The organism is Stenotrophomonas maltophilia group sp. vghtpe118 (assembly GCF_052605195.1).
This window is the reverse complement of sequence record NZ_CP199672.1, coordinates 2,634,419-2,652,462: the sequence shown is the minus strand read 5'-3', so window position 1 is coordinate 2,652,462 and position 18,044 is coordinate 2,634,419. Positions and strand designations below refer to the sequence as shown.

17 protein-coding genes are annotated in these 18,044 nt (G+C 67.7%); 13 read left to right on the top strand and 4 right to left on the bottom strand.

Annotated elements, in window-relative coordinates:
- Positions 1-77 precede the first annotated feature (77 nt).
- A complete protein-coding gene (locus ACUDTM_RS12145; RefSeq protein WP_111008164.1) occupies positions 78-971 on the top strand; it encodes a LysR family transcriptional regulator in 894 nt (297 codons plus the stop codon).
- Positions 972-1,136: 165 nt separating this feature from the next.
- On the top strand, positions 1,137-1,646 hold the full coding sequence (gene dnaQ / locus ACUDTM_RS12140; RefSeq protein WP_005420353.1) for a DNA polymerase III subunit epsilon: 510 nt from the start codon (positions 1,137-1,139) through the stop codon (positions 1,644-1,646).
- 13 nt (positions 1,647-1,659) lie between these two features.
- Here the strand turns inward: dnaQ and ACUDTM_RS12135 are convergent, their stop codons facing one another.
- Entirely contained in the window at positions 1,660-2,874 is a 1,215-nt protein-coding gene (locus ACUDTM_RS12135) for a glycosyltransferase (RefSeq protein WP_072167794.1), read from the bottom strand.
- 281 nt (positions 2,875-3,155) lie between these two features.
- Between ACUDTM_RS12135 and rpmB the strand changes: the two genes are divergently transcribed.
- The 9 genes from rpmB (at position 3,156) to ACUDTM_RS12090 (ending at position 11,238) form a co-directional block, all read left to right on the top strand.
- A complete protein-coding gene (rpmB, locus tag ACUDTM_RS12130) occupies positions 3,156-3,392 on the top strand; it encodes a 50S ribosomal protein L28 (protein ID WP_005411638.1) in 237 nt (78 codons plus the stop codon).
- 10 nt (positions 3,393-3,402) lie between these two features.
- Positions 3,403-3,570: a 50S ribosomal protein L33 gene (gene rpmG, locus ACUDTM_RS12125; protein ID WP_169411268.1), complete on the top strand. Its 168-nt coding sequence runs from the start codon at positions 3,403-3,405 to the stop codon at positions 3,568-3,570.
- A 499-nt stretch (positions 3,571-4,069) separates the two neighbouring features.
- Positions 4,070-4,318, top strand: a complete 249-nt coding sequence (locus tag ACUDTM_RS12120; protein ID WP_180883646.1) for a hypothetical protein — start codon at positions 4,070-4,072, stop codon at positions 4,316-4,318.
- A 128-nt stretch (positions 4,319-4,446) separates the two neighbouring features.
- Positions 4,447-5,865 carry a cardiolipin synthase gene (gene cls, locus ACUDTM_RS12115; RefSeq protein ID WP_014648869.1) on the top strand — a complete coding sequence of 473 codons (1,419 nt, stop codon included), beginning with the start codon at positions 4,447-4,449 and terminating at the stop codon, positions 5,863-5,865.
- A gap of 45 nt (positions 5,866-5,910) precedes the next feature.
- Positions 5,911-7,332 (top strand): FAD/NAD(P)-binding protein, encoded by a 1,422-nt coding sequence (locus ACUDTM_RS12110; protein WP_445391342.1) that lies wholly within the window; start codon positions 5,911-5,913, stop codon positions 7,330-7,332.
- A 9-nt stretch (positions 7,333-7,341) separates the two neighbouring features.
- A complete protein-coding gene (gene uvrD, locus ACUDTM_RS12105; protein WP_353076093.1) occupies positions 7,342-9,534 on the top strand; it encodes a DNA helicase II in 2,193 nt (730 codons plus the stop codon).
- A 65-nt stretch (positions 9,535-9,599) separates the two neighbouring features.
- Entirely contained in the window at positions 9,600-9,926 is a 327-nt protein-coding gene (locus ACUDTM_RS12100; protein ID WP_072167797.1) for a low molecular weight protein tyrosine phosphatase family protein, read from the top strand.
- Between the two features lie 106 nt (positions 9,927-10,032).
- On the top strand, positions 10,033-10,587 hold the full coding sequence (locus tag ACUDTM_RS12095; RefSeq protein WP_445391341.1) for a hypothetical protein: 555 nt from the start codon (positions 10,033-10,035) through the stop codon (positions 10,585-10,587).
- Between the two features lie 204 nt (positions 10,588-10,791).
- Entirely contained in the window at positions 10,792-11,238 is a 447-nt protein-coding gene (locus ACUDTM_RS12090) for a universal stress protein (RefSeq protein WP_005420335.1), read from the top strand.
- Between the two features lie 147 nt (positions 11,239-11,385).
- On the opposite strand, the gene ACUDTM_RS12085 is transcribed toward ACUDTM_RS12090, so the two are convergent.
- On the bottom strand, positions 11,386-11,670 hold the full coding sequence (locus ACUDTM_RS12085) for a DUF2782 domain-containing protein (protein ID WP_049443782.1): 285 nt from the start codon (positions 11,668-11,670) through the stop codon (positions 11,386-11,388).
- Positions 11,671-11,768: 98 nt separating this feature from the next.
- Between ACUDTM_RS12085 and polA the strand changes: the two genes are divergently transcribed.
- Complete coding sequence (gene polA, locus ACUDTM_RS12080) at positions 11,769-14,543, top strand: DNA polymerase I (RefSeq protein WP_188241465.1); 2,775 nt, start codon at positions 11,769-11,771, stop codon at positions 14,541-14,543.
- 368 nt (positions 14,544-14,911) lie between these two features.
- On the top strand, positions 14,912-15,391 hold the full coding sequence (locus ACUDTM_RS12075; protein WP_334271650.1) for a DUF421 domain-containing protein: 480 nt from the start codon (positions 14,912-14,914) through the stop codon (positions 15,389-15,391).
- 42 nt (positions 15,392-15,433) lie between these two features.
- On the opposite strand, the gene hemF is transcribed toward ACUDTM_RS12075, so the two are convergent.
- Positions 15,434-16,330, bottom strand: coding sequence for an oxygen-dependent coproporphyrinogen oxidase (gene hemF / locus ACUDTM_RS12070; RefSeq protein ID WP_072167801.1), 897 nt, complete (start codon positions 16,328-16,330; stop codon positions 15,434-15,436).
- A 54-nt stretch (positions 16,331-16,384) separates the two neighbouring features.
- Positions 16,385-17,998, bottom strand: a complete 1,614-nt coding sequence (locus ACUDTM_RS12065; RefSeq protein WP_445391340.1) for a hypothetical protein — start codon at positions 17,996-17,998, stop codon at positions 16,385-16,387.
- Positions 17,999-18,044: the final 46 nt, after the last annotated feature.

Here is an 18,044-nt window from a genome sequence, read left to right as displayed (position 1 = left end):
TCCGCGCCAGTGCTGTCTGGATAAACCGCGATGATCAGCCTAGATTGATTGCCAATCCCAAACAATCATGGCCCGCCATGGACCGTTTCGAGGCGATGCGGGCGTTTGCCCGGGTGGTGGAGACTGGCAGCTTCACCCGTGCGGCGCAGACCCTGCAGATCAGCCGCACCACGGCCACCCAGCTGGTGCAGCAGCTGGAGGCACACCTGCGGCTGCGCCTGCTCAACCGCACCACGCGCCGGGTCAGCGTCACCGCCGACGGTGCGGCCTACTACCCGCGCATCGCCCGCCTGCTGGCCGAGCTGGAAGAGGTGGAGGGCGGGCTGGGTGACGCAGCCAGCCAGCCGCGCGGCCGCCTGCGGGTGGATGTGCCGGGGCCTTACGCGCGGCTGCGGCTGGTACCGGCGCTGCCGGAGTTTCAGGCGCGCTACCCGGAGATCCAGCTGGATATCGGCGTCAGTGACCGCGAGGTCGACGTCATCGCCGACAACGTCGACTGCGTGATCCGCGGCGGCACCCCGGCCGACCCGGCACTGGTCGCGCGGCCGCTGGCGGCGCTGCCGATCGGTTTCCACGCCAGCCCCGGCTATGTGAAGCGTTTCGGCGTGCCGACCGACCCGCGCGCGCTGGAAGGGCCGGACCACCACATGGTCGGCTTCCTCAGCCCGCGCAGTGGTCGCGCACGCGTGTTCAGCGCGCAACGTGGCGATGAGCGCATCGAGGTGCAGGGCCGCTACACGGTCGGTTTCGACGACGGCAACGCCTATCTGGCGGCGGCGCTGGCGGGGCTGGGCGTGGTCGCGCTGCCCAGCTACATGGCCGCGCCGCACGTGGCGCGCGGCGAATTGCTGCCGCTGCTGCAGGACTGGCAGCTTCCACCCATGCCGATGCATGTGATGTTCCCGCCGAACCGGCACATGAGCCAGCGGCTGCGGGTGTTCATCGATTGGGTGGTGGAAGCGTTGGGGTGATGCACACGCACCTGTAGAGCCGAGCCCACGCTCGGCTGCTTCTCGCTCCAACGCTCAAGGCCCGCGCTTCGCGCGTGAGCCGAGCACGGGTTCGGCTACAGGGAGGGCTTCCTGCTGCAGGCATGCGAAAATCATCGCGGCACGCAACAGGAAACATCGCCACGCATGAATCGCATCGTCGCACTGGACACCGAAACCACCGGCATCTCCCACCGCCTGGGGCACCGCGTGATCGAAATCGGCGCCGTCGAACTGATCGACGGCCAGCTCAGCGGCCGCCAGTTCCACACCTACCTGCAGCCGCAGCGCAAGGTGGACTGGGGCGCACAGCGCGTGCATGGCATCAGCGATGCAATGCTGGTGGGCAAACCGCTGTTCTCCAGCAAGGCCGCTGAACTGCTGGACTTCCTGCGCGGCAGCGAGATGGTCGCGCACAACGCCACCTTCGACGTGGGTTTCCTGGACAACGAGCTGCGCCTGGCCGGCATTCCCGGCACGCTGGCCCAGCACTGCCGCATCACCTGCAGCCTGAAGCTGGCGCGCGGGCGCTGGCCCGGCCAGGGCAACAAGTTGGACGATGTGCTGCAGCGCCTGCGCATCCCCGGCAACCGGGGCCTGCACGGTGCGCTCAAGGATGCCCATCTGCTGGCCCAGGTGATTCCGCACCTGCGCTGAGGCTTGCCCGCTGTTACATCGGCCGTAACCAGCGCTCGATCATCGCCACGCCACAGGCCACCCCGTCTTCATCGCTCATCGCCACGCCCAGGGCCGCCGCGCGTGCGCGTACTGCGTCGGCTTCTGCGAAGGTGATGGCTGCTGCCAGCGTTGCTGCATCCAGTCGCTTCGGTGACAACGGTGCCGGTGCCACGCCCAACCGACACAGGCGATCGGCCCAGAAGAACTGATCCGCAGCGAACGGCATCACCAGCGAGGGAATGCCGGCCCGGCAGGCCGAATGCGTGGTGCCGCTGCCACCGTGGTGGATGGCGAGTGCGCAACGCGGGAACAGCGCTTCGTGTGGGGTCGGCCCCAGTACGAAGACCGAATCGGGCAAGCGCATCGCAGGCAGTCCCACCCAGCCAGGAAACAGCAGCACCCGGCGTGGCGCCAGCGCCTGCAGCAGGGCCGGCAGCACGCGTTCGCGATCAAAGCCGGTCATGCTGCCGAAGCCCAGGTAGACCGGCGGCGGGCCGGCATCAAGGAAGACCCGCAGATCGGCCGGGGGCGTCCAGGGCGCATCAGGAAGCCGCCATTGGCCACAGACGATGTGGTCGGCCGGCCAGTCCGCCGGTAGCGGCAGCAGCTGCGGTGAGATGCCATAGAGCATCGGCAGGCCGGACCACAGCGCGCGGCGCGGCGATTGCCCCAACTGCTGGCGTGCCGCGTTGATCGGCCGGCGGAACTGGCGCCAGATCAGGCCGTTGACCAGCCCATAGCTGGCGCGGTTCAACCAGCCCGGCGAGCGTCCCGGTGGCAGGAACGGAGAGCGGAAGGCCCGCGTCGGGGTCAGCGGAATCATGCCGCTGCCGATGACGGGAATCCTGCGGCGTTCGCCCACGCTCATGCCGACGAAGGCCGCCAGGCCACCGGTCAGAATCGCATCGCAGCCTTCGGCGGCGGCATCGGCTTGGCGCATCCAGCTGCTGACATGCTGCAGCGCCATCCGTGCCAGGCCGGTACTGGCGGCGGCAACGCCGTTGCCACGCGAGACCAGGGCGACCACGTCGTCATGGATGTCACCCTCAAGGGCCGCGTGGGGCACATCCAGGGCCTGCGCGCTGCCCAAGGTGCCGCCATCGGCCAGTAGCGTCACCTCGTGGCCCGCGCCGATCAGCCCATGGCAGAGCATGGCCAGGGGACGTGTGTCGCCTTCGGTTCCGTAGGTCAGGGCCAGCAGCCGCATGGGAAGCTCCGCAGTGGTACGGGCCAGTATGCCGGTTGGCGGAGTGCCCCCGGTCCTGCCGGTTCAGTCCCCGCCTGTGGGTAACTTGCGCAAGTGCTTGAACCGGTGCATAATGCGCGGCTCGCTGTGTCCGGTTTTCTACCGGGCGGCGTCCCCGGGAGCACGTCCCCGGCCGCCCAACGCCAGCGTAACCCTTTGATTCTCTTGACGTGTGGTGGGCAACCATCGAGGCCGCCGTCTCCCGGGCTACGGGCTGACAACTACTACTATCGAGGTGCGCAATGTCCCGCGTATGCCAGGTTTCCGGCAAGCGAGTGCAGACGGGTAACAACGTCTCGCACGCCAACAACAAGACCCGTCGTCGTTTCCTGCCGAATCTGCACGAGCGCCGTTTCTGGGTGGCCAGCGAGAACCGCTGGGTCAAGCTTCGTGTTTCCGCGCATGCACTGCGCACCATCGACAAGAACGGCATTGATTCCGTTCTGGCTGAGCTGCGTGCGCGCGGCGAAAAGGTCTGAGGAGTAAAGCATCATGGCAGGCAAGCGCGATAAGGTCCGTATGATTTCCTCGGCCGGTACCGGCCACTTCTACACCACGGACAAGAACAAGAAGAACACCCCGGGGAAGATGGAATTCCTGAAGTACGATCCGGTCGTGCGCAAGCACGTCCTGTACAAGGAAGGCAAGATCAAGTAATCCGCACGGATTGCTGATCCCCGCGAAGAAACCCGCCCTTGTGGCGGGTTTTTTCATGTCTGGCATTCGGGTGGTGGGAACTTCCTGCATTGCCGTGGTGGGTGCCGACCGTTGGTCGGCACTGGGCAGTCCCTGCGCACGCTGTCGCCAATGGCACCATGCCTGGAGCGAAGGGCTGAATGCGATAAGTGATTGTTCCTACCGGTTCCGGCGCCTCGCACGGTTCAAATCGATTGGAACGACGGGCGTGGCCGTGCCCATGATGGTGAGCCGCTGCGGTTGCAGCGGTCGGGCTTGCAATCCCGAGGAATCGAGTAACGGTAAATTCGCCAGCCGCTGTCTCTGCGTGTGCAGCGGCTGGCGACCCGCTCTGCCTTATGGCGGGCGGTGCGTGGGGGCCGCGTGCCCGCCGGTTTGGTTTCCGTTGCTTGTTCCCCGGTATTGCAACCACGCATCGTCCGCCACTTTCACGGTGGCCAGATCCGTTGAAGGAGGTTGCATGAACACCCCATCACACCGCCAGGACCTGGAACTGGGCTGGCTGCGCCTGCAGCGCATGCTGGAAGGCATCGAGGGCATGGCGCTGCTGCTGTGCGACCACCACCTGGCACTGGCCAACGGCGCACCGCCGACGCTGCCGGAGGCGCAGCTGGAGCGGGCCGCGCAGGCGATCGCCTGCATGGCGCTCAACGGCCGCCGTCACGCCGAATCGGTGCGGCAGCTATGCGAGGTGCCAGTGCGGCATTGAGGCTCTCCCTTGTAGAGCCGAGCCCACGCTCGGCTGCTCCGCTGTCGGGCCGAAAGGCAGTCGAGCATGGCTCGACTCTACTAATCCTGCTGGGCAGAATGGCCCATCACCTTCCGACGGGCGACACGATGCTGTTCGAGTGGTTGCTGGGTTCCTACCTGCTGCTGATCGACTGGCTGATCCGGCTGGTCGCGCTGTGCTGGATTCCCACCCGCACCACGCCGGGGGCGGCGCGCAGCTGGCTGCTGCTGGTCGGCTTCGTGCCGCTGCTGGGCCTGCCGCTGTACCTGCTGTTTGGCCACCCGTGGCTGTCGCGCGAGCGCATCCGCCGCCAGGCCGAGGCCTCGCAGGTCATCCGCGAGGAACAGGCGCTGCAGCATCGCCTGCGCTGGACACCGCAGCCGGACACCGCCAGCGCCGAAATCGTGCCGCTGGTGCAGCGCCAGGGCGATTTCATGCCGGTGCACGGCAACGCCGTCGATCTGCTGACCGACTACGACGAATCGCTGCACACGCTGATCGCCGACATCGACCAGGCCGAAGACCGGGTGCACCTGCTGTACTACCTGATGTTCGACGACGCGGTCGGCGAGGCTATCGTCGAGGCACTGCAGCGTGCGGCTGCACGGGGCGTGCAGTGCCGCGTGCTGCTGGATGCGGTGGGTGCCAAGCGCGGCCTGCGCGCCTATCGCAAGCGCCTGCAGGCGCGCGACATCGAGGTACGCGCGATGCTGCCCGGTGGCCTGCGCTGGCGCCGCAGCGGGCGTATGGATCTGCGCAACCATCGCAAGATCGCGGTGATCGACAACGAAGTGGCCTATGTCGGTTCGCAGAACCTGGCCGGCCCGCAGTTCGTGCCCGGCCACCCGAACCGCGAGCTGGTGGCGCGCGTGCGTGGCCCGGCAGTGGCGCACCTGGAAGCGGTCTTCGCCAGCGACTGGTACATGGAAACCGGCCAGCGCCTGGACGTCATCGCCGATGTGCCCGAGTGCAGCGACGACATCGCCACCCAGCTGCTGCCCAGCGGCCCGGCCTATCCGTACAGCAATGCGCGCGATGCGGTGGCGGCGCTGATCCACCTGGCGCGGCGCCGGCTGGTGATGGTCACCCCGTATTTCGTGCCCGACGAAGCCACGCTCAGCGCCTTGCGCATTGCGGCCTTGTCCGGCGTGCAGGTGCAGCTGATCCTCTCGGCCAGCAACAACCAGCGGCTGACGTCGTGGGCGCAGGAGGCCTACTACGACGAGCTGCTGCGCTGTGGCGTGCGCATCGCGCTGTACGAGCCGCAGTTCCTGCATGCCAAGCACATGAGCGTGGACGAGGACATCGCCGTGCTCGGCTCGATCAACATGGACATCCGCTCATTCGCGCTGAATGCCGAGATCGGCCTGGTCTGCTACGACCGCGCGCTGGTGCAGCAGCTGTGTGCGATCGAGGATGGCTACCTGCGTGAGTCGCGGCAGCTGGACCTGCAGCAGTGGCGCAGCCGCCCCACGTGGCGGCGCAGCCGCGAAGGCATCGCACGGCTGGCCGATGCGTTGATGTGAGGCGGCGGCAATCGCCCGCTTCGGCAACCCGGCCCGTCATCGCCGATGGCCTACAATCGGCGCATGACTGATTCATCGCGTAATGGCGAACTGGACCTGGCAATCATCGGTGGTGGTGCGGCCGGGGTGCTGGTGGCGATCCAGGTACTGCGCCAAGCCAAGGCGCCACTGGCGTTGGCCATTCTCGAACCGGCTTCGCAGCTGGCCCAGGGCATCGCCTATGCCACGCCGTGGCCGGAGCACCTGCTGAACGTGCCGGCGGCGAAGATGAGTGCGTTTGCCGACCAGCCTGGCGATTTCCTCGACTACCTGATGGCCGCCAACGCCTACCCGGGCGAGGCGCGCGAGGTGCTGGGCGAGCGTTACGTATGCCGCCACTACTTTGCGGCCTACCTGCAGCAGCGCCTGCAGGAGGCCGCTGCGGCCAGCCCGGCGCAGCTGCAGGTGATCGCGCAGCCGGTGCTGGGCCTGCAGCCGGATGACCATGGCTACCGGCTGACACTTGGCGATGCCCAGACGCTGCACGCCGTGCAGGCGGTGCTCGCCACCGGCAACAGCATGCGGCCGCTGCCGGTGGCCGGTGCCGAGGCACTGCCCGCCGATGATGTGATCGAGGCCTGGGACTACGACGGCGTGCGTACCCTGGCCGGTGAGCAGGCCGTGGCCATCGTCGGCTCCGGCCTGAGCATGGCCGACACCGTGCTGGCGCTGGTTGCCGCCGGCCACACCGGCCCGCTGCACGTGATCTCGCGCCATGGCCTGCTGCCGCTGCCGCATGCGCATGGCGGCCTGCCCACGTTCGACCCGGCCACGCTGCTGCCGATGCGCCTGCGCCAGCGCCTGCGCGCATTGCGCGGGTTCGCTCGCCAGGCGCAGGCCGACGGGCTGCCGTGGCAGGGCGTGATGGACCGCATCCGTCCGCATGGACAGGCGCTGTGGTGCAGCCTCGACGCGGCCGACCAGCGCCGCTTCCTGCGCCATGTGGTGCGCTACTGGGACGTGCATCGCCACCGCATCGCCGAAGAGGTCGACGCACAGCTGCAGGCGCTGATCGAAAGCGGCCAACTGCGCATTCACCGGTCCCGCCTGCAACGCGTCGGCCGCGAAGGCGATGCCCTGCGGCTGTCGGGTCGCGATGCCAACGGCAATGAACAGCACTGGACGATCGGCGGCGTGGTCAACGCCACCGGCGTGGAAACCCGCGCCAGTGCGCTGCGCAATCCGTTGCTGCAGCAGCTGCAGGCCGAGGGCCTGGCACGCCCCGGCCCGCATGGGCTGGGCCTGGACAGCACGGTGCCGGGCGACCGCCTGCGTGCTGCCGGTGGCCAGCCGCAGGCACGGCTGGGCGTGCTCGGCAGCCTGCGCATCGGCAGCCTGTGGGAAAGCCTGGCGGTGCCTGAACTGCGTCAGCAGGCGCAGGCGCTGGCCAGCCAGGTGGTCGCAGGAGCCGCGACGGCGATGCCGTAAAATGGAGGCATGGATGTCTCCCACCTGCTTGATGGCCTGAACCCGGCCCAGCGCGAAGCCGTCTCCGCTCCCCCCGGCCACCACCTGGTGCTGGCCGGTGCCGGTTCCGGCAAGACCCGCGTACTCACCCACCGCATCGCCTGGCTGCATGAAGTCGATGGCGTGCCGACCCACGGCATTTTCGCGGTGACCTTCACCAACAAGGCGGCCGGCGAAATGCGCCACCGCATCGACGCCCAGCTGCCCCATGGCAGCCGTGGCATGTGGATCGGTACCTTCCACGGACTGGCCAACCGCCTGCTGCGCCTGCACTGGCAGGACGCCAAGCTGCCAGAAGGCTTCCAGGTGATGGACTCGGACGACCAGCTGCGGCTGGTCAAGCGCGTGGTGCAGGCGCTGGAGCTGGACGACGGCAAGTACCCGCCCAAGCAGATCGCGTGGTGGATCAACGCGCAGAAGGACGAAGGCCGCCGCCCGCAGCACATCCAGCCCGAACCGCACGATGCGTGGCTGGAAACCATGCGCCAGGCCTACATCGAGTACCAGGCACGCTGCGACCGCGCCGGCCTGGTCGACTTCGCCGAGCTGCTGCTGCGCGCGCATGAACTGCTGCGCGACAACCCGGCCCTGCTGGCGCATTACCGCGCGCGCTTCCGCGAAATCCTGGTGGACGAGTTCCAGGACACCAACGCCATCCAGTACGCCTTCGTGCGCGTGCTGGCCGGCGATTCCGGCCACGTGTTCGTGGTCGGCGACGATGACCAGGCCATCTACGGCTGGCGCGGTGCCAAGGTCGAGAACGTGCAGGGCTTCCTGCGCGACTTCCCGGGCGCACAGACCATCCGCCTGGAGCAGAACTACCGCTCCACCGCCAACATCCTCGGCGCCGCCAACGCGGTGATCGCGCACAACCCGGATCGCATCGGCAAGCAGCTGTGGACCGACAGTGGCGACGGCGAGCCGATCGACCTGTACGCCGCGTACAACGAGATGGACGAGGCGCGCTACATCGTCGAGCGCGCCCGCCAGTGGGTGCGCGACGGTGGCAGTTACACCGAAGTGGCCGTGCTCTATCGCAGCAACGCGCAGTCGCGCGCGCTGGAAGAAGCGCTGCTGAGCGAGCAGGTGCCGTACCGCGTGTATGGCGGCATGCGCTTCTTCGAGCGCGCCGAAATCAAGGATGCGCTGGCCTACCTGCGCCTGCTGTCCAACCGCAACGATGACGCCGCCTTCGAGCGCGCGGTCAACACCCCGACACGTGGCATCGGCGACCGCACGCTGGACGAAGTGCGCCGCGAGGCGCGCGCGCAGGGCATTTCGTTGTGGGAAGCGACCATGCTGGTCACCCAGGGCAACGCGCTGGCCGCACGCGCGCGCAATGCGCTGGCCGGCTTCCTGGGGCTGGTCAACGAGCTGCAGGCGCAGACCGTGCACATGACCCTGGCCGAGCGCGTGGACCACGTGCTGGCCCGCTCGCAGCTGCGCGAGCACTGGAGCAAGGAAAGCCGCAATTCGCTGGATTCGGAATCGCGCACCGACAACCTCGACGAACTGGTCTCGGTCGCTTCGCGCTTCGTGCGCCGCGCCGACGACATCGAGGAAGTGGGCGAGGACATGGACGAGCTGGTCGCGTTCCTGGCCTATGCCGCGCTGGAGGCCGGTGAAGGCCAGGCGCAGGCCGGCGAGGATGGTGTGCAGCTGATGACCCTGCACTCGGCCAAGGGCCTGGAATTCCCGCTGGTGTTCCTGGCCGGCCTGGAAGAAGGCCTGTTCCCCAGCGCACGTTCGCTGGAGGAAAGCGGGCGGCTGGAAGAAGAGCGCCGCCTGGCCTACGTCGGCATCACCCGCGCGCGACAGAAGCTGGTGCTGAGCTATGCCGAATCGCGCCGCATCCACGGCCAGGACAACTACAGCCTGCCGTCGCGCTTCCTGCGCGAGATCCCGCGCGAGCTGCTGCACGAAGTGCGCCCCAAGGTGCAGGTCTCGCGGCCGGCCTCGATGGGCGCCAGCCGAGTGATGGGCCATGCCTCGATCGAGGCGCCGCCAGTCAAGCTCGGCGCGCTGGTTACCCATCCCAAGTTCGGCGAAGGCATGGTGACCGACTACGAAGGCAGCGGCGCGCACGCCCGCGTGCAGGTCGAATTCGCCGACGCCGGCAGCAAGTGGCTGGTGATGGCCTACGCCAACCTGACGGTGATCTGATCACCGCCGAGGGGTCGGATCCCTTTCCGTTGGAAAAGGGATCCGACCCCGATTAGGCTGCGCTCATGACCCGCAACGTGCTCTTCCTCTGCAGCCAGAACCGCCTGCGCAGCCCCACCGCCGAGCAGGTCTTCGCCGATTGGCCGGGCATCGAGACCGCCTCAGCCGGGTTGCTGGCCGACGCCGAGGAAGTGCTCAGCCCCGAGCTGCTGCAGTGGGCCGACCTGGTGTTCGTGATGGAGAAGGCGCACCGCAACCGGCTGTCCAGCCGCTACAAGCCGTGGCTGAAGGAGAAGCGAGTGATCTGCCTGGATATCCCGGATGACTACGAGTACATGGACCCGGTGCTGGTGGAGCTGCTCAAGCGCAAGGTGACCCCGTACCTGCGCTGACGGGCTGTTGTGGAGCCGAGCCCATGCTCGGCTGCTTCTGGCGGGAAAAGCAGCCGAGCATGGGCTCGGCTCTACAATAGGCGGCACTTCTTTCAGGAACGCTCCCATGACCGAACCCGCGCTGCACGTCACCGTGACGTTGAATGCCCGGCTGCAGCCCGAACATCGCCACGAACTGTTCGAGGACCCACTCGATGCGCTGCTGCAGGCGGCCAATGTCGGCGAGATCACCGGCGGCGGCACCGCGATGTCCGACGACGGCGAGGTCGAATACGGCGATATCGAACTGGCGCTGGTCGATGCCGATGGCGTGCCCAAGCTGATCGACCTGCTGGAGCAGCTGGGTGCACCGAAGGGCTCGAAGATCCAGGGCGCGGGTGAAGCCGATCGCAGCTTCGGCGTGACCGCGGGCCTGGGCATCTACCTGGATGGCCTGAACCTGCCGGACGAGGTCTACGAACAGTGCGATTCCAACCACGTGTTCGAGCAGCTGTCCGAGCGCATTGATGGCCTTGGCGAGATCTGCAGCTGGTGGCAGGGCCCGAGCGAGACCGCGCTGTACATGTACGGCCAATCGTTCGAGGCGATGCGCGATGCGATCGCTGAATTCGTGGGCAGCTACCCCCTGTGCCAGAACGCACGCGTGGTGCAGATCGCCTGAGGGCGGAAAATGTGGAGCCGAGTCATGCTCGGCTCATGCATCCGAAGCCGAGCATGGGCTCGGCTCTACAGAAGGGGGGCGGGCAAGCGGGTGGCGCGCACGGGCCGCTGCACGGCGCCGGATTGATCCTGCTCAAGGCGCCGCCTCCACATCCGGTGTGTAATGGTGTTGTTCCCATCTGGCAGACCGCCACGGAGCCCTACCATGTACAAGCGCATCCTGATTGCCACTGACGGGTCCGAGCTGGCCGACAAGGGCCTGGCCAAGGGCCTGGAGCTGGCCAAGGACCTCAATGCCGAGGTCGATATCGTGACCGTGTCCGAGCCGTGGGCCGTGGGCATGTATGACGCCATGGGCTGGAGTGTGGGCTACATGAACAGCCCGGAATACAAGGCTGACCGCGAGGAAGGCGCGCAGAAGGTGCTGCAGCCGGCGCTGGCCAAGGCCGCCGAGCAGGGCATCACGGCCAACCCGGTGCACGTGCTGGACCGCTACGCGGCCGACGGCATCATCGAGACGGCGGCCGAGCGCAACAGCGACCTGATCGTGATGACCTCGCACGGCCGCCGTGGCGTGACCCGTGTACTGCTGGGCAGCCAGACTGCCGAGGTGCTGGCGCGCAGCACGCTGCCGGTACTGGTCATCCGCTGATCCATACCCCCTGATTGAAGCGTTCCCCGGGGAGGGGACCCGACGCCGGTGCGCAGGATGCGTGCCGGCGTTGTTTTTTGTAGGGGGCTGGGGTGAATCCACGCATGGCGTGGATCTACTGGATCGCAGGGATCCGACCCGGTCACCTCACCAGCTGTACAGCTTCCAGTAGACCGGCGACACGCCATCCTTGTCGTTGTCGAATCGGCCATCGCCGTTCTTGTCGTACATGTAGAACGGGGCACCGCGCGACGGGGTCACCTTGACCATGCGCAGCTGGCCGGACACACGGTATTCCTCGATGACATCGCCGTTGTCCATGGTACGCCTGGACACATCCGCGCCCTTGACGTCCACCGGGGGAGCACCCGCGCCACCCATGCTGGCGCAGCCAGCGAGCAGGAGCAGGGAAGCCAGCATCAGGGTCTTCATCGGCGGGGGCCTTTGCCTGGAAAGAGCCCTGATTATGCCCCATCGCGGTGTGCGCGCCGTGTCGCCGCGGTGCAGGCACGGGCGCGTAGAATCGGCGCATGAGCAGATTAGTCCTGATCGACGGGTCCAGTTACCTGTACCGCGCGTTCCACGCGCTGCCACCCCTGTCCAATGCACAGGGTGAACCCACCGGCGCGCTGTTCGGCGTGGTCAACATGCTGCGTTCGACGCTGAAGGAGCGCCCGGCCTACGTCGCGTTCGTGGTCGATGCGCCCGGCAAGACCTTCCGTGATGACCTGTACGACCAGTACAAGGCCAACCGCCCGCCGATGCCCGATGAACTGCGCAGCCAGGTCGAGCCGATGTGCCGCATCGTCGAAGCGCTGGGCATCAGCATCCTGCGCATCCCCGGCGTGGAAGCCGACGATGTGATCGGCACGCTTGCGCTGCAGGGCCTGGCGCAGGACCTGAAGGTGACCATTTCCACCGGTGACAAGGACTTCGCCCAGCTGGTACGGCCGGGCATCGAGCTGGTCAACACCATGACCGGCAGCCGCATGGATTCCGACGCGGCGGTGATGGACAAGTTCGGCGTGCGCGCCGATCAGATCATCGACCTGCTGGCGCTGATGGGCGACGCGGTCGACAACGTGCCGGGCGTGGAGAAGTGCGGGCCGAAGACCGCCGCCAAGTGGCTGGCCGAGTACCAGCACCTGGACGGGGTGATGGCGGCCGCGCCGACCATGAAGGGCAAGATCGGCGAGAACCTGCGCGCTGCGCTGGAACGCCTGCCACTGAACCGCGAGTTGGTGACGATCCGCACCGATGTGGAACTGGAGGCCAGCCCGACCACGCTGGCGCTGCGCGAGCAGGATGTGCCGGCGCTGACCGAGCTGTATACGCGTTACGGTTTCACCCAGGCCCTGAAGGAGCTGGGCGCGCCTGTGCCGGCACCGGTGGCTGCCAGCGAGGCGACCCCGAGCCTGCGCGGCACTGCGGCCGGCTTCGCGCGTGGCAGCGTCGAGGCGCCCGCCGCCGGCACGCTGGATCCGGCACTGTCCGCGCCGGGTGAATACGAGACCGTGCTGACCAGCGGGCAGCTGCAGGCCTGGGTCGAACGCCTGCAGCAGGCCGAGCTGATCAGCTTCGATACCGAGACCGACGCGCTGGACGCGATGCGCGCGCGCCTGGTGGGCATCAGCCTGGCCGTCGAGCCGGGCAGGGCGGCGTACATTCCGGTCGGCCACGATTACCCGGGTGCGCCGGCCCAGCTGCCGATGCAGCAGGTGCTGGACGCACTGCGCCCGGCGCTGCAGGACCCAACGAAAAAGAAGCTGGGCCAGCACGGCAAGTACGACCTGCATGTGCTGCGCCGCCACGGCGTGGCGGTGCAGGGCTACCACGATGACACCATGCTCGAGAGCTTCGTGCTCAATTCCACCGCCACCCGCCACGACATGGATTCGCTGGCCCTGCGTTACCTGGGCTACAGCACCATCAAGTTCGAGGACGTGGCCGGCAAGGGCGCCAAGCAGATCCCGTTCTCGCAGGTAGGCATCGACGAAGCCAGCCGCTATGCGGCCGAAGACGCCGACATCACCCTGCGCCTGCACCACGCGTTGCAGCCGCAGCTGCTGGCCGAGCCGGCGCTGGACAGCGTGTACCGCACCATCGAGATGCCGCTGGTGCCGGTGCTGACCACGATCGAAGCCAACGGCGTGCGGATCGACACCGACGAACTTCGCCGCCAGAGCCAGGACCTGTCCTCGCGCATGCTGGCCGCGCAGCAGAAGGCCACCGAGCTGGCCGGCCGCAGCTTCAACCTCGATTCGCCCAAGCAGCTGCAGGCGGTGCTGTTCGACGAGCTGAAGCTGCCGGCAGTGGTGAAGACCCCGAAGGGCCAGCCCAGCACCAACGAAGAGGCGCTGGAAGCGATTGCCGACCAGCACGAACTGCCGCGGGTGATCCTCGACTACCGCGGGTTGGCCAAGCTGCGCAGCACCTACACCGACAAGCTGCCGGAGATGGTCAATCCGGACACGGGTCGGGTGCACACCAGCTACCACCAGTCCGGCGCCGCTACCGGCCGCCTGTCCTCGTCGGACCCGAACCTGCAGAACATCCCGATCCGCACCGAGGACGGCCGCCGCATCCGTCGCGCGTTCGTGGCGCCGGAAGGCTGCCAGCTTCTGGCCGCTGACTATTCGCAGATCGAGCTGCGGATCATGGCGCACCTGTCCGAGGATCCGGGCCTGGTGCGCGCCTTCGAGCAGGGCGCCGACGTGCACCGTGCCACCGCCGCCGAGGTGTTCGGGCGCACGCTGGAGGAGGTGACCCCGAACGAGCGCCGCGCCGCCAAGGCGATCAACTTCGGCCTGATGTACGGCATGAGCGCCTTCGGCCTGGCCCGCAACCTGGGCATCGACCGGGGCCAGGCGCAGGACTATGTGGCGCTGTACTTCAGCCGCTACCCGGGCGTGCGCGACTTCATGGAGCGGATGCGCCAGCAGGCCCGTGACCAGGGCTATGTGGAAACCCTGTTCGGCCGCCGCCTGTACCTGAACGACATCCACGCCCGCAACCAGGGCCTGCGTGCCGGGGCCGAGCGCGCCGCGATCAACGCGCCGATGCAGGGCACCGCCGCCGACATCATCAAGCGTGCAATGGTGGATGTGGACCAGTGGCTGCGCGACAGCGGGGCACCGGCACGGATGATCCTGCAGGTGCACGATGAACTGGTGTTCGAAACCGAAAGCGGTTTCTTGGAAAACTTGCGTTTGCAGGTGGTGGAGCGCATGTCGCAAGCGGCCAAACTGCGGGTGCCTCTGGTGGTCGACACGGGCGTCGGCAACAACTGGGACGAAGCGCACTGACGGCATTTCAGGCCGAAAACGACGTGAATGTGTTCATGAGTCGGGGGTTTCTGACTCGACCATGAATGTTGCCCCGATTGAATTTCATTAAATGGGGCCCCTTCACGAACCGTTAGTGTTCGGAGTGCTTCTATAACTCCCGACAGGCGCAATGCCTGTTGTGGATCTCTCCCATCCCCTGGAGCAGATCTCGGAACGGGGACTCCTCCCCAAGTGCCCGTTCCCCGGCCCCGTTGACCTCCCCCTGGTCAGCGGGGCTTTTTATTTGTGTCGCCGGAACCTCGGATGGGGTCAGATCCCTTTGCCCGACGGGCAAAGGGATCTGACCCCAGGTGCTAGGCTGGGCCACCGCTCCGCAGGGGAAGACGATGCCCGATCTGTTCGCACTGGCGATGCCGTGGTGGGAATTTATCCTGCGCGCGGTGGTGGTCTATGCGGTGGTGCTGGGCATGGTCCGGCTGGGCGGCAAGCGGGCTCTGGGGCAGATCACGCCCTTCGACGTGCTGCTGATCGTGCTGCTGGGCAACGCGGTGCAGAACGCGCTGCTGGGCACTGACACCTCGCTGGGCGGTGGCCTGCTGCTGGCGGCCACCCTGATCGTGCTGAACTATGGGGTGGGCTGGTTGACCACCCGGAATCGGCGCATGGAGCGGATGATCGAAGGAGAGCCCACCGTGATCGCGCGTGATGGCCGGCTGTTGGAGGGCGTTCTCCGCCGCGAACTGATCAGCCGTGCAGATTTCGACGCCGCGCTGCGCCAGCAGGGCGGGCTGCAGATCGAGGACGTGAAGATCGCCCTGCTGGAGACGACCGGGCACATCACGATCATCGCGCGGAAGAGCACCTGACGTGTAGCGCCGAGCCCAGGGCCGGCACGACCAGGCCGCCCCTCACAGCCAGTCGCGTGGCACCAGGTAGTCGGCCAGGCGCGATTCGGCACTGCCGGGTTCAGGCGAGAAGCCGTATTCCCAGCGCACCCGCGGCGGCAGGCTCATCAGGATGCTTTCGCTGCGGCCACCGCTCTGCAGCCCGAACAGGGTGCCGCGGTCGTAGACCAAGTTGAATTCCACGTAGCGGCCGCGGCGGTACAGCTGGAACTCGCGTTCGCGTTCGCCATGCGGGGTGTCCTTGCGCTGCTGCACGATCGGCAGGTACGCATCGAGGAAGCCGTCGCCGACCGCGCGCAGATAATCGAAATCGCGCTCGAAATCGCCGTGCAGGTCGTCGAAGAACAGACCGCCGACGCCGCGCGTTTCGTTGCGATGACGCAGGAAGAAGTATTCGTCGCACCAGCGCTTGTGCGCGGCGTAGCGTTCGTCGCCGAACGGCGCACACAGATCGCGTGCGACCCGGTGCCAGTGCTGCACGTCCTCGTCGAACGGATAGAACGGGGTCAGGTCGAAGCCGCCGCCGAACCAGCTGGCTACCACTTCACCGTCGCGCTGCGCCTGGAAGAAGCGCACGTTGGCATGGGTGGTCGGCACGTACGGGTTGAGCGGGTGGAACACCAGCGACACGCCGGTGGCGCGCCAGGAGGCGCCCGCCAGTTCCGGGCGGTTGGCCGAGGCCGACGGCGGCAGGCGACTGCCAGCGACGTCGGAGAAGCCGATGCCGGCCTGCTCGAACACCGCACCGTCGCGCAGCACGCGGGTACGCCCGCCACCGCCCTCGGCACGCTGCCACAGGTCTTCCTGGAAGCGGGCCCGGCCATCGACGGCCTCGATCGCCGCACAGATGCGGTCCTGCAGCTCGGTGAGGTAGGCGCGAACGCGCTCGAATTCGTTCATGTCGCGTACTTTACCGCAGGGCCCGGCCAACGCTGCGGACAGGACCTGGCAGGCTCAGCGCTTGCGATTGGAAGTGCGCGGAGCCGGAGCGTCCTCGGCCGTCGCTTCGTCCACCGCCTCCTGCAGGACGCGACCCAGCTCCAGGGCGCTCCAGTTTCCGGTGTCCAGCACATCGCAGGCGACGTGGCGCCCGCTGCGGTCGGCGGCGCACAGCCGCTCCAGCGTCGCATGGGCGTCGACGTCGCTGCTGCGGCCCTGCGCTGCGACCAGGTTCTCGCAGCCCTCGCGCACGCCGGCACGGCACACGGTGGTGTAGTGCTCTGCCGCCTGTCGCCACTGGCCGGACAGCGCAAGACGGTTGCCAAGAATGTTGCAGCCCTGCAGCTTGCCCTGCGCGCAGCAGGCTTCGGCACCGCCGCTGGCCAGCGCTTGCGGGCAGTCCTGCGGCAGCGGCAGCACCGTGTAGTGTTTCGGCGGGCTGCAGGTGCTCGCGCCCTCGCCGGTCGGCACGAACACCTGGAAGCGTGTCCACGTGTCCAGGCCCAGCAGCTGGCCGCCGGGCAACGGCCGCAGCACGAAGTCGCCGCCCTTGTCGTGGCGGATGCGGACGTCGCCGTCTTCGACACGGGCACGCAGCTGGCTGTCCCAGCCGATGCCGACCCGTCCTGCATCGCCGAAGTCCAGCGTATCCATCAGGCCACCTGCGGCGCGGAAGGTGCCGCAGGGCAGCGCCGTAGCCGGCTGCGGCCGCAACGAGGGGCCCAGCGCCTGCAACGCAGGCAGGCGCTCACAGGCGGCGCTGTCATTGCCGGGCGCGCACGCTGTGGCCAGTGCCTGCACCGCCTGCAAGGGGTCGCCGGATTCCCACGAGAGCTCGGCCACGCGGCTGCAGAAGCCGCCATGGCCGACCTGCTGGCACAACTGCAACAGCTGCTGGCGCTGCGCGGCCGGCACCACCACCGGCGTGGAGGGTGACAGCACGGAGCTCACGGCTTCGACCATCGCCGCACCCATCGCGGCCTTGACGATCTGCTCCTGCAGCGCCGGATCCGCTTCCAGCGCCGCTGCACAGGCCGGTGTCTCGTTGCTGAAGCCGCCATTCCGGCACGGCACGGGCAGTTCGATGCCGGCCAGTGCGGTATCGAGGATGGCCTGTTGCTGCGCCTCATCCGGCGTGGCCGGCGCCCTGGCCTCGTCATGCCAGCGATCGGCCAGCTGCAGGCACATGCCGGGCACGCCTTCCCGGCACGCCGCTGCCAGCGCGGTGGGGGTCGCCTCGTGGCGGTTGTCCAGGCAGGCCGCCGCATCGGCCAGGCAGCTGCCCGCAGCCGGCGCGGCGGCTGCGGCGCACTGTGCAGGGGCCTGCAGGGTGTAGACCGTGCCGTCCACCTCGAGGGTGCGGCCACGGTCGCGCACCTGCAGCGCGCTGGGCAGGCCATATTCCAGATTCACCAGCTGCAGCTCGCCTTCGATCTGCTGGAACGCGACCGGGGTCGGTGCGCTGCCGAAGTGCTTCTGCTCGCCACGGTTGGATGAGCTGACGCGCAGCGTGCTGCTGCCTTCGTCGGCCTTGAACAGGCCGCATTGCGGTGACTGTGCCGCGGCCACCGGCGTGGCCAGCAGCAACGCCCAGGCCAGCCAGTGGCGGTACGGTGCGAGTGAGAGCATGTCGTCTCCTTGACGATCAAAGGCAAAACGCCGGGTGCTGCCGGAG